12 protein-coding genes are annotated in these 12,461 nt (G+C 40.6%); 8 read left to right on the top strand and 4 right to left on the bottom strand.

Going from position 1 to position 12,461, the window contains the following annotated elements; translation table 11 throughout:
• Positions 1-625 precede the first annotated feature (625 nt).
• The 3 genes from FZC79_RS10825 (at position 626) to FZC79_RS10815 (ending at position 4,563) form a co-directional block, all read left to right on the top strand.
• On the top strand, positions 626-1,630 hold the full coding sequence (locus FZC79_RS10825) for a LysM peptidoglycan-binding domain-containing protein (protein WP_148946819.1): 1,005 nt from the start codon (positions 626-628) through the stop codon (positions 1,628-1,630).
• Between the two features lie 199 nt (positions 1,631-1,829).
• Entirely contained in the window at positions 1,830-3,824 is a 1,995-nt protein-coding gene (locus tag FZC79_RS10820; RefSeq protein WP_187442744.1) for a penicillin-binding transpeptidase domain-containing protein, read from the top strand.
• Between the two features lie 208 nt (positions 3,825-4,032).
• Entirely contained in the window at positions 4,033-4,563 is a 531-nt protein-coding gene (locus FZC79_RS10815; protein ID WP_148946817.1) for a DUF6241 domain-containing protein, read from the top strand.
• A 77-nt stretch (positions 4,564-4,640) separates the two neighbouring features.
• Here the strand turns inward: FZC79_RS10815 and FZC79_RS23995 are convergent, their stop codons facing one another.
• Both FZC79_RS23995 and FZC79_RS10805 read right to left on the bottom strand, forming a co-directional pair.
• Complete coding sequence (locus tag FZC79_RS23995) at positions 4,641-4,868, bottom strand: YcxB family protein (protein ID WP_353733608.1); 228 nt, start codon at positions 4,866-4,868, stop codon at positions 4,641-4,643.
• Between the two features lie 54 nt (positions 4,869-4,922).
• The gene (locus FZC79_RS10805) at positions 4,923-5,198 is read right to left on the bottom strand and encodes a hypothetical protein (protein ID WP_148946816.1); all 276 of its coding nucleotides are present in this window, start codon (positions 5,196-5,198) and stop codon (positions 4,923-4,925) included.
• Between the two features lie 120 nt (positions 5,199-5,318).
• Here FZC79_RS10805 and FZC79_RS23990 point away from each other — a divergent pair, with 120 nt between their 5' ends.
• Positions 5,319-5,405 carry a DUF6241 domain-containing protein gene (locus tag FZC79_RS23990; RefSeq protein WP_353733607.1) on the top strand — a complete coding sequence of 29 codons (87 nt, stop codon included), beginning with the start codon at positions 5,319-5,321 and terminating at the stop codon, positions 5,403-5,405.
• Positions 5,406-5,679: 274 nt separating this feature from the next.
• Positions 5,680-6,255, top strand: coding sequence for a transposase (locus tag FZC79_RS10800; protein ID WP_252183307.1), 576 nt, complete (start codon positions 5,680-5,682; stop codon positions 6,253-6,255).
• Between the two features lie 1,148 nt (positions 6,256-7,403).
• Here the strand turns inward: FZC79_RS10800 and FZC79_RS10795 are convergent.
• On the bottom strand, positions 7,404-7,706 hold the full coding sequence (locus FZC79_RS10795) for a hypothetical protein (protein WP_148946814.1): 303 nt from the start codon (positions 7,704-7,706) through the stop codon (positions 7,404-7,406).
• Between the two features lie 295 nt (positions 7,707-8,001).
• Positions 8,002-8,133 (bottom strand): hypothetical protein, encoded by a 132-nt coding sequence (locus FZC79_RS23840; protein WP_286365366.1) that lies wholly within the window; start codon positions 8,131-8,133, stop codon positions 8,002-8,004.
• Between the two features lie 199 nt (positions 8,134-8,332).
• On the opposite strand from FZC79_RS23840, the gene FZC79_RS10790 reads away from it, so the two are divergent.
• From FZC79_RS10790 to FZC79_RS10780, 3 genes are all read left to right on the top strand, one after another.
• Positions 8,333-9,211: a helix-turn-helix domain-containing protein gene (locus FZC79_RS10790; protein ID WP_148946813.1), complete on the top strand. Its 879-nt coding sequence runs from the start codon at positions 8,333-8,335 to the stop codon at positions 9,209-9,211.
• A gap of 425 nt (positions 9,212-9,636) precedes the next feature.
• A complete protein-coding gene (locus FZC79_RS10785) occupies positions 9,637-11,796 on the top strand; it encodes a 5'-nucleotidase C-terminal domain-containing protein (RefSeq protein WP_148946812.1) in 2,160 nt (719 codons plus the stop codon).
• Positions 11,797-12,044: 248 nt separating this feature from the next.
• A complete protein-coding gene (locus tag FZC79_RS10780; protein ID WP_148946811.1) occupies positions 12,045-12,356 on the top strand; it encodes a helix-turn-helix domain-containing protein in 312 nt (103 codons plus the stop codon).
• Positions 12,357-12,461 lie beyond the last annotated feature (105 nt).

The raw sequence follows: 12,461 nt of genomic DNA, 5'->3' as shown, positions 1-12,461 counted from the left end.
GTATCCAGAAGCGCAACATGAGTACTTATCCTCCCCGAAGAGGGACATACATATATCCAAATCTACGACCAAAACCCAGCACACGTCCAAACAGCACTTACGAAACTATTAATATAGAAGAGGAAAGAATTTTAATCTGCAAAAAAAGAAACCTTTACCAGTATGCTTCAAAACTCAATAGACTCCACAAGCACAAAAAACCTCTGACCAATTAAACAGGGGACTCTATTTACTATTGAAATCTCGCTGAAACTACTGTAATATTTGTAACAAAGCTATCACAGTATAGTAACACTATTATCTCACCTGAAATATAAAAAACCCCTCAAAAACCCGCCAAATCAACGTTTTTAAGTGTATATTTACACTTTCAACCCTAAAAATATTAGTAAAATTAACCAAAAAGTATAACTTTCTGAATAATATTAATTACTAAAATCTCTCAAACTCCAGCAGTTTCTAAGGCTCATAGATTTTAACCCGCTCAGAGGGTTATCTTGGAAACAGCACCGGGATATTTTTCCACTAAAATTCTATTTTTCCTAAGTTACAATAGATTTTGTTATCAGCTTTCAAGCAAATCTGGTAGCAAAAATCTTGCAGAGAAACAAAGGAGAAATATTCTATGAAAAAAACAATTATTGCTTTGTCAACTGCCGCAATGTTATCAACGGGCTTTTCCACATATACACAAGCAGCAAGTCATACAGTACAGTCAGGAGATACATTATCTCATCTGGCTAAAAGATATAGCGTATCCGTCAAAGACCTTAAAAACTGGAACAACTTGAATTCAGATCTTATCTATGTAAATCAAAGCTTGGAAGTGGGCGGAAAATCAGCTTCACCAGCAAAAGCGAGCGCAAGTGCCAAAACGTATGTAGTAAAAAGCGGAGACTACTTATCTAAGATTGGTAAAGCTCACGGCGTTTCTGTCAGCAGCCTGAAAAGCTGGAATGGTTTGAGCAGCGACTTGATCTTCCCTGGGCAAAAACTTAAAGTAAGTGCGAGCGGATCAGCTCCGGCAGCTGCACCAGCCAAAGCAGTTAAGTCTGCATCTTCAAATGGCGGCACATACACAGTAGTATCTGGTGACACGCTTAGCCATATCGCCAAAAAACACGGTGTATCCGTACAGCAAATTAAATCAAACAACGGTTTGAGCAGCGACCTTATCCGTGTAGGTCAAAAATTATCAATCTCAGGCAAATCAACAACCGCAACAGCAGCACCTGCCAAGCAAGTTACAACGAAAGTAGCAAGCTCGTCAAACGACACTGTAGGCGTAATAAATGAAGCGAAGAGACATTTGGGAACACCTTATGTATGGGGCGGAGCTGTACCATCAGGCTTTGACTGCAGTGGTTTCATTTACTATGTTTATAAGCAAGCAGGCATGAATGTAAGCAGAACAAATGCAATTGGGCTATGGAATGAAACGACGAAAGTAAGCAATCCACAGCCGGGAGACCTTGTGTTCTTCAGCAATACTTATAAGCCAGGCATTTCTCACGTAGGAATCTACTTAGGAAACAATGAATTCATTCACTCTGGAAACAGAGGCGTTGAAATCACTTCCTTGAGCAACAGCTACTGGAATCCTAAAATCACTGGTTACACTCGCTACTAATATCCGATTCAAACCCTTCCCCGCCAGGAAGGGTTTTTTCTATTTATTCAATAACTACCCCCTGTGAAACAAGATAAACCACTTTTTAAATATTTTTTTAAAAAAGTCTAAACTTTCGATATTGGATGTACTTACTTGTAAAATAATAGTCAATATCCTACATACAATAATGAAGTAGCATATGAAGGGGGAATTACTATTGAAGAAACTCGTATTTTTATCCGTCCTTATGTCACTGGTTTTTATTGGGGGATGCCAGGAAAAGCCCCAGCCGGATGATCGCCTTGACGCTTATATCGAGCTCTGGAACGATCAGGAATATGGAAAAATGTACAGTGGCTACCTAAGCGAAAGCACCAAGAAAACCTACTCAACGGAAAATTTTACTGAAAGATATCAAAAACTGTATGAAGACCTTGAGGTGAATAATCTCCAAGTAACCTATCAGAAGCCTGAAGAAAATCAGAAGTGGGAAGACCAGGAGTCAGCAAAGTTTCCAGTTTTAATAAAAATGACCACGCTGGCAGGAGATATCCAGTATGAAAAAGAAGTAGAACTTATAAGAGAATCCAAGGACGACCAGGAAAACTGGTATCTGAACTGGACTCCTGCATTAATCCTTCCAAACCTGGAACAGAATGATAAAGTAAGGATACAAACAGTGCCGGCCAATCGCGGGGAAATCTATGACCGCAACGATATGGCGCTGGCAATCAACGGACAAGCATACGAAATAGGAGTAGTTCCCGCGAAATTCAATGAAGAAAATGCCCGGAAAACGGCCGAACTGCTCGATATCACGCCGCAATATATAGAAGAACAAATGAATCAAAGCTGGGTCCAGCCGGAGCACTTTGTTCCTCTGAAAAAAATCCCGATGTCCAGCCGTGATCTGGCAGTGGAACTGACATCCATAGAAGGCGTATTTAATCAAAAAGTGGAAGCGAGAGAATATCCTTATGCAGAAGCTGCCGCCCACTTAATCGGGTACACCGGGAAAATCACAGCCGAAGAATATGAAGAGCTGAAAGGGCAAGGCTATTCCGACCAGGCTGTCATTGGAAAAAGAGGGCTTGAGGAATTGTATGAAGAAAAGCTAAAAGGCCGGGACGGCAGAGTAATTTATATTGAAAAAGAAAATGGCGCAGTAATTGACGTAGCGGCATCAGAAGTGAAACACGGTGAAAAAATCACTTTAACCATCGATGCCGAGGTCCAAAAGAAGTTGTACGAACAAATGAAGGATGAAGCAGGCACGTCGGCCGCAGTGAATCCAAACACGGGTGAAGTACTATCATTGGTCAGTGTCCCTTCGTTTGATCCGAATCAATTTGTGCTGGGCATCTCATCAAAGGATTATAAAGCTCTTCAGGACAACCCGGGTAATCCTCTGACAAACCGAATAGTCAATGCTTATTCTCCGGGATCAACTATGAAGGGTATAACAGCTGCAATCGGGCTGAATTCTGGAAAGCTGGATCCCTCAAAAACCTATACAATAGAAGGGGAGCAATGGCAAAAAGATAAGTCATGGGGAGGATACAAGATTACAAGAGTGTTTGACAACGATACAAACGTAGATCTGGAAAGCGCCCTTAAGTACTCAGACAATATCTACTTTGCACGTGCAGGACTTGATATGGGAGCCGCTAACTTCCAGCAGGGCCTGAAGAACTTCGGATTCGGCGAGGACATTCCTTTCGAATACCCAATCACACCATCGCAAATAGCCAATGAGGGTGAAATCTCTGAAGAAATCCTGCTGGCTGACTCAGCTTATGGGCAGGGACAGATTTTAATGAGTGTCCTTCATCTTGCCAATTCTTACGGTGCCATCATAAATGAGGGAATTATGATGAAGCCTCTACTGTTGAATGGAGCCGAAAAGGAAGTATGGAAAAATGACCTTCTATCAAAAGAAAATGCTGAACTGCTTAAAACGGATCTAAGAAAAGTAGTGACAGAAGGAATTGCCGGAAAAGCCGCAGTGGAAGATAAAGCAATCGCCGGAAAAACCGGTACAGCCGAAATCAAATCCGAACAAGGCACAACGGGAACGGAAAACGGTTTGTTTGTCAGCTATGACCAGAACAACCCTGACTTTGTCCTGGCGATGCTGCTTGAAAACGTAGAAGATCGGGGCGGCAGTACGCATACCGTCGAGGTCACCAAGAAATTCTATGAAAGCTGGTGACAGTCACGCCCCGAAATTTGTCGACAGGAATACAGGGAATGAAAGGATAGCTTTTCATAAGTTAAGACTAAGATTATTCGGGGCGTGACAGTCACCACCCGGTTTTTGTCGAATAACCACAAACAAAAGCCGGGAATTATTCTTTGAGGAAATATGAGACGCCCAACCTCCATACGTCGTCTAATTCTAAAGGGAGGAATATGCAGCCATGCCCAAAATGTCTAAGTCCAAGAAAACAGCACTATTTATACTAATCATTCTATTATTAGGAACCGTGTCAGCCGGCTCAATCTACTTTTATTTCAGTGAACAGGGAAACCAGGAGATGACCAATGCCGAAGACGGGGGGTACAGGGAAAAAACTACTGAGCAGGAAACAAGCACAAAAAATCCGTTCGGTGAACCATTCCTGTCGCCTATCAATGAAAAGGTGATGCAGCAGTATATCCATGCAATGAGCCACCAAAAGGTAGAAGCAAAGCAAAAGTGGTCTTTTTACGAAATGACCGACGAGAGAATTCTATATTTATTAGGAGAGCTTGATAAAGGAGATTACGAGCACGAGCAAGTCTATAGAGACATCCTCGTAAAATGGCAGGAAGGAAACTTTTCTGAAGTGGACCATGACCACAATGAAGTCTGGACTCTGCGAGGAGGAACTGTTGGAGCAGCAAAGGGAATCTTGTCATCTGAAGAAGAACAGGCTTATTTACGAAAACAGAGAAGTGAAAAACGGTAGAGAGATAACAGGTGCAGGAAGGCGGCGCCTGTTTTTTTCTTTTAAAAAAGAGCATTCTACTGAAGGCTCCTTACAATTTAAAGAAATTTTACTTTCTCCTTGCTGACATTCTTATAAATTAGCTGTTTAAACTTCTCCTTGTCAGCTTTGGAATTGAAATAGGAATTGGGAAGTAAAATCGCCTTATTTCTTGAAATATACAATTGGAACATATCGGGATGCTCGCGTACTTTGAGTATGTCGTTCCATTCAAGATAGTTGGTCGACTTCCTGATCTTTTGCTGAATTTCATCTGAAGAGAATATGTAGGTGATTTCATTCTTCAGAAGCTGATCGCTCTTATACTCCTTGGCTGCCCGTTATTTGGTGAACACTTTTGCAAACACTAATAACACGGAAGTGATGATCAAAGCGAATATCAAGCCCAGTATGATAGAGAACGTCCAATCCCAAAGATCTTCATTGATACTCCAGGTGCCTATTATAAAAATGGCTAGGAAAGTGACGAAGACCGATAGTAAGACAATCCGGTTGAACTTCTTGATGTGGTAACGGTTATGGTTGATGAAATCCTGCTTCGAAATCGTGCCGCTCAATGTCAGGGTTTCCTGGTTATTTAAATTTTCCTGGTTCATAAATACACCCGCCTTTCCTGGAAACTTCCACCTTTAAGGATAGCATAAAAAGCGGTTCTGGATTTCATGCATTGGAAAAACCCTCACACCAAATTTTGGCATAAAGGGGCTTAGGTTGACATCCTCGAAAAATGGCAGGAAGGGAACTTTACTAAAGTGGAGCATGAACACAACGAAGTCTGGAGTCTGCAAGGAGGAACGGTCTGAGCAGCCGAAGGAATTCTATCCTTGCAAGAAGAAGAGGCCTATTTAAACAAACAGAAAAGAGAAAAAAGATAAAAGGAGGATGTCTCTTTAGTGACAGTCACCACCCGGAATTTGTCGAAATGAATAATTGGAATAAAGTGATAGCTTGTTACAAGTAAGATAAAGATTTTTCGGGTGGTGACAGTCACCACCCGAAAAATGTCGATGACTTTGAAGGAATTTCAAGGACGACGAAGAATAATAGTAATAACTCATATGAAAGGCAGGTGAAATAATGCCGAGAAAACGAAGGGAAGAATGGTCTCCTGATCATTTTTACCATATTGTAACCCGGGGCAATCGGAGAGATCCCTTGTTCCAAGATGAGAGGGATGTCAAGGCTTTCTTATCCATCCTCACGAAAGTCCACGAAAAGACTTCATTTGAAATAGCCTCCTTCTGCTTGATGAACAACCACTACCATTTACACATGCGATCATCAAAAACCGATATGTCCAGCGTAATGGCTATGATTAACCGAAGATATTCCAGCTACTACAATACCAGGTATAATCTAACTGGACACGCCTATGAAGAAAGATTTTATTCCGATAAGGTACCTGGAGTCATTAACAATATCCATTTAAGCCACTATATCCACATGAATCCGTTGAGGGCGAACATGGTGAGCGATCCCGCAGAATACAGTTGGAGCTCCTATCAGTATTTCCACAACTTAGCCCTAACCTACCCAACATTCTTCAGTCCGCTCCATATACTGAATTGCTACGGCGGAACCCTCGCAGAGAAGCAGATGAAGTATCTGGAAAGCCTCGATCACTACAATGAAAAATTCCTAAGTAAAACTTAATTAATCTAAATGAAAACCCGCCTTTCTCTGCCTATGGGGAGAGAAAAGCGGGTTTTCGACATATTTCGGGGCGTGACAGTCACGCCCCGGTTTTTCTTTAGAACTAGTCCAGAAACACTCCAAAAGTATTCGACAAATCTCGGGGCGTGACTGTCACTAGTCTAAGGTTAAACCATTCTCTAAAGCATACTCCTCAAGAATATAACGAAGAAACTCCGAAGAGCTATCCAACCCACTTAGATAGTGATGGAGGTTGTATTGGACTACTGATTCCTCTTTCAATAGGATGAAACCGCTCCAGTCTTGGGCCCATATAGTAACGATGGTGCTCACCAGTTCACTTTGCACTTCGGCCGGGGACGCTTTCCAGTCCTCGCAGGACCAATATTGGAAGTCTTCATATTGAAGACGGTAATACACCAGAGCAGCATAGCTTCTGCTTCTTAGACCACAGGAAAATCGAGGGGCTTAATAGAATGGTTGTTCATTTTCAAGTCTTAAACCCCTGAAATACGACCAAAAAAAGTTAAAAAGTAAAGAATAATCATGATAAAAATGGCAAAGTATACAGCCCCCATATATAAGAGGTACTTAATCTTGTCCCTTTTTAGTGTCAGTATCACTATTATAGCTGCAATATAGAAGAAAAGGGACCAATATAAAGGATTGGCCCAATAGCCGGTTTTAACGAAAAAATTATAAAAAAATAATGCCAGGCTAGTGAACCAACCTATGAGCGGCAGGTAAGTTGCTATTATTCTAACAGACTGATTTTGCAATTCACTTTCCTCCTCTGACTGTCTTTCCTTAAGCAACTGCCTTAAAAAGGAATTCCTAAGAAGTCTTTCTCATCAAAAACAGAAGTTATAACCAGTTCCTGCTACACAGTAATAGAAAGATTAGCAATAAAAATATAGTTCAAATATAGGTTAATTCATAATTTGTCCAATTACAATCTTTTAGAATACATACCCAACAAGATAAGGACCATTATAAAAAACCCTCATTCCCTGAGGGTTTTCCATCTTCTAAATGAAATTCGACAAATCTCGAGGCGTGACTGTCACGCCCCGGTTTTTCTTTGCCACTCACCCAGACGCACACCATAAGTATTCGACAAATCTCGGGGCGTGACAGTCACCTATGAATCAAGCGCTCAAATCCTGGGCAAGTGAGGATATCCCGATGACCTTTAGAAAGTGTGAAATTTTCTTTAATGCGGTAAGTTTATATTCCTCCATGACATCCAATTCTGTCAGTATAGCGTATTTATTCTTGCGGAAGCCTTTAGGCCCGGTTGCTTGACTGTCATTCTGGGAGTCGGTGAGTTTATAGGTGCAGACGGTTGCTTCTCCAACTTTCATTTGAGAAAACTTGAATTCAAAGTGAAATAGAATGGCCAATTCATCATCAACATAGGACGGAATGACTTTCATATTGATCTCACTCATTTTTTTACCTCCCTGATTATATCGTACCCATATCGTATCAAATTCCAGCTTAATATGAATTTCTTCTCAAGGTTGAAAATGCTTGATTTTTAGAAGATATAGTATGGAAATGATTGATTTATTCAATTAATATAACTTCGGGCATATTCCTAAAAGAATAACTGGGGAACAAAGAAAGCATGTTAATCTAATAAAGAGGATAAGGTGGGGTTCGGGAGGAGTGACAGTCACGCCCCGGAATTTGTCGAAAAAAAAAGCAGACCAGATAGGCCTGCTAAGAGAAATCTTTTAAGTATTAATATACTGAAGGAAGTTCTGTTTTTTGTGCTCCGCCATCAGCTGGTGCTGCTGCTGCGCTGTTAACAAATCCGAATGCTCCGATAACAAGTAGTGAAACGGTTGCCATAGCCATAATCTTCTTTTTCATAGGTAATTCCTCCCTGGTTCGATTCATTTGTTTTTCGGTATGATTAGTAATAAGCTGTTAACTATATTAAAACATATTTCTTAAAAGGATATAATTGCAGTCTAGCGCCCTATAGATCAAATTTATCAGAGATTTATAAAGAATTCGCTGGATTTCTGATAAAATATAACTTTAGGAATATTTTTTAGGGGAGATAACTATGGATTTTGGGATCGTCGGTCAGAAAATTAGGGAGTTGCGAAAAAACATTGGTTTATCTCAGGAAGAGCTTTCTGAAGGGATCTGCACCCAAGCGCAAATCAGCAAGATTGAAAAGGGGGACGTTTATCCTTACGCCTCTACGCTTTACTTAATTTCCAGGAAACTTGGAGTAGATGTCAACTATTTCTTTGATATAGGGATGACTCCAAGGCTTGACTATGTTCTTGAAGTAGGACGCCAGCTAAAAATGGCACGGAGAAACCTGGACTATAAAGAAATGAAGTCGATAGTCACGACGGAGGAAGAAAACCCTCTCTTCTTTAATAATAAAAGAAATCAGCAGATTTTACTATGGCATAAGGGTATATATCAATACGAACTTGATAAAGATCTTGAAAAGGCTGAACAAACATTGAGGGAAGCAATTAAACTCACTCATACCACCAATAAAATTTGGACTGAGCGGGAGATTGAGATTCTTTTGAACATCGGCGTAATGTATTTTGAATCGGGTTTTCTCGAACATGCACTTGCCAACTATAAAGAAGTGAAAACCCATATAGAAGCACTGCCGCACCTCAATGATTATACCATTAAAACAAGACTTTTCTACAACATAGCTAGGGTTCTAACCAGGCTCCTTGAATATCAAGAATCCAATGAATACTGTAAAGAGGCTATCCACTGGTGCATAGATAAAGATAATATGTACCTTCTTGGCGAGCTGCATTATCATATTGGATATAATTGCGAGCTTCAAGAAGACCGGGAATCGGCAAGGAAATATATGCAAAAGGCGCTCACTGTATTTGAACTTCAGGAAGATGACAAATATATAAACTTCATTAATAAAAAAATTAAAGATTTCCCTATTTAAAAAGCAGGCCGCGGCCTGCTTTTTTCATTTGTGCAGAAAAGCAGATAACTATTAACTCTATTATCCACAACCAAATTCAGCACCCGAGGGTCCGCCTCTGCTGCAAAAGCCCTTTTAAGAATAAAAGCAAATACCGTCTGGTGACAGTTTCTAGTTGGGGTATAACAGGGAGCTTACACTATTGAACTATGTACTTACTCCCTCGTACGAAAAAAGTGGAGATCCGTACACCGTCACCCAACAAACTGATCGACAAGAATTGACAAATATCGGGTGGTGACTGTCACCAAAATCTAGTGCTTTTTACTCAATTACTACAAAAACTTTGAAAAAAACAAAAATATTTACAATTTAGTAAAGGATTTTTTACAGTAGAGTGCTAATTTAGTATATGAGTAACTATTAAGTTTACTGGAGGTAATGAAATGCTAAGAAAAGTTGGGAAAAGAGTTGTGAGTTTTGCGTTGGTTTCTGCGATGGCTGCAGGTGCCTTTGCAACTCCGTTCAGTACGGATTTTGTTAAAGCAGAGACAGAAAACATTAAGGTACAGTTACTGGGATTGAACGATTTGCACGGATTTTATAATGAAACCTACACAGAAGATGTAGACGGCGACAAAGTAGAAGAAACAGTCGGCGGTCTTGATTACATCACTACATACATGAAAGAACGGGAAGCGGAGAATGCAAACACACTTTATGTTCACTCTGGTGACATGATTGGTGGAAGCCCTCTTTATGCAGCGGCCTTCCAAGATGAGAATGTCGTGGAAATCCTTGAAGCAATGGGATTTGATATAGGAACAGTTGGAAACCATGAATTTGATGAAGGAACAGATGAACTTCTTCGAATGGTGAACGGCGGAGAGCATGCTAATGGAACAGAAAACTATGATGGAATGGATTTCTCCATGATAGCTGCGAACGTAGAAGATGCCCAAACAGGTGAACTTCTTCTTGATCCTTATAAAGTAGTGGAAATCGGTGGAGCAGAAATCGGGTTTATCGGTGTTGCCACAACGGAAACACCATCCATGGTTGTAAAAAAAGGAAACGAAAATCTGAAAGTCACTAACGAAGTGGATGCTATCAACAAATATACGCAAGAATTGAAAGACCAAGGGGTAAAAGCAGTAGTAGTACTGGCCCATAATCCGGTTAATCAAGAAGGAAACAGCACGAATCCTTCTAATGCAGACTTTATCGCTAATAACGTCGATGACGAAGTGGATGTTATTTTTGCAGCGCACAATCATGAAATGGTTGATCGTACTGTAGATGGTAAGTTGATTGTACAAGCTTCTGATTACGGAAAAGCTTTTTCTGATGTGGATTTGGAAATCGATCCTGCCACAGGGGATATTGTATCCAAAGAAGCTGAGCTTGTAGTAAATGTGCAGGAGGGAGTAACTCCAGATCCTGAAATCAAGTCAATTATTGACAGTTATGATAAACAGGTTGAAGAAATTGCAGACCGTGTTGCAGGAACTGCTGCGTTCACATTGGAAGGCGGTTACGGCACAAAAGGACCGCTTGGCGATAACGCAATGGGCAACCTGATTGCGGATGGAATGGCTTGGTCTATGGATGCTGATATCGCTTTGATGAACGGCGGCGGAATCCGTAACGATGTTGAAGCAGGAGAAATCACATATGGTGACTTGTTCGCAGTTCAGCCATTTGGAAATGTCCTCACGAAGTTTACTCTGAAAGGTTCTGAATTGAGAGAAGTAATGAATACTCAGATCAATCCTAAATACGGCCCGGATTTCTCTATTTCCGGATTCACTTACACGTGGAATGCGGACACAAACAAAGTCGAAGAAATGTTCACGCCGAGCGGGGAAATTTTAGACGAAACGAAAGAGTACTCCATCGTTGTCAACCACTTCATGTTTGATAGAGAACAATACCGCATTACTGAGTTTTTCAAAGGCGAAGAGGAATACGGCGATGTTGATGTCGAAGCGACATATGACTACGTTCAATCCTTGGATGGAGAAATTGAATATTATGCAGAAGGAAGATTCCAGGAAGTAAAGGATATCTTTACAGATGTCAGTGTAAAAGATTGGGAAAACCCTTATGTAACAGACCTGTATAATCAGGAAATTGTAAAAGGAACAACGGCAACAACATTTTCACCGGATGAAAAATTAACAAGAATCCAGTTCACTTCCATGCTTGTCCGCGCGTTAGGTCTTTCTTCTGATGAAGCAACACCTTTCAAGGACCTTGGAAATGTATCTAGTATTATGAATGCAGAACTGAATGCCGCTTACGAAGCAGGAATCACCTATGGTACTTCTGATACAACATTCAGCCCGCACAAAGAAATTACTAGAGAGCAAATGGTTACCATGATTGTCAGAGCTTTTGAAGTGGCAACGGGTGAAGAACTTGTATCTGATCAAGTATCAAGCTTTGAAGATATCGATGCCCTAACAGAAGAAGCCTATGAAGCCATCAACGCAACATACAAAATGGGAATCATCCATGGCTATAATGAAACTACATTTAAGCCATTAAACTCTTCCACAAGAGCAGAAGCAGCAAAAGTCCTTTCACTATTCTTACAGCAGTAAAAGAGTGACAGTCACGCCCCGAGTTTTGTCGAATCATTCTCAGGGGTGTACGCTCAAATGCAGAGAAATACAGCTGTATCCAACAAGTAGTTAGGATAAATCTAGAAGACCCGGCGCCTGCCGGGTCTTCTTTTCGTGCATAAATGATTCGACATTTTTCGGGTGGTGACTGTGCTCGACCCCCTTATAATGGACATATAAGTTATGATGAAGATACGACAAATATGCATTTATGGGGGAGAATTTAAATGGCTAAAAAACAACATTCACATACAAGTGTCGAAAATAAACTAGAAGCTGTCAAAAAGGTACTAGAGAATCATCAACCTGTTGCTGCTGTGGCAAAAGAATTGGGGTTACATCGAGATACCGTAAATAGATGGGTTAACCAGTTTAAAGCAAACGGGAAAGAAGGGTTAATGAACTCCCGTTCTATTACTAACTCGGGTACTACCCAAGAAATTAAGCGTATTCGAGAACTAGAGAAAAAACTTAAAGAAAAAGAACAGGAGAATGAAATCTTAAAAAAGTTCCAGGCCTTTCTCAAAGAGAACGAATAAGCAAAATATTCGAAGCTGTTTCTTTATTGAGAAAGGACTATCCAGTGATTCTTTTATGCCGTGTGCTTGGGGTATCAACCAGTGGTTATTATGCGTATCTAAAGC

It is taken from the genome of Rossellomorea vietnamensis, from assembly GCF_008180615.1.
GTDB classification, from domain to species: domain Bacteria; phylum Bacillota; class Bacilli; order Bacillales; family Bacillaceae_B; genus Rossellomorea; species Rossellomorea vietnamensis_D.
This window is presented reverse-complemented; position numbering and strand designations above follow the sequence as displayed.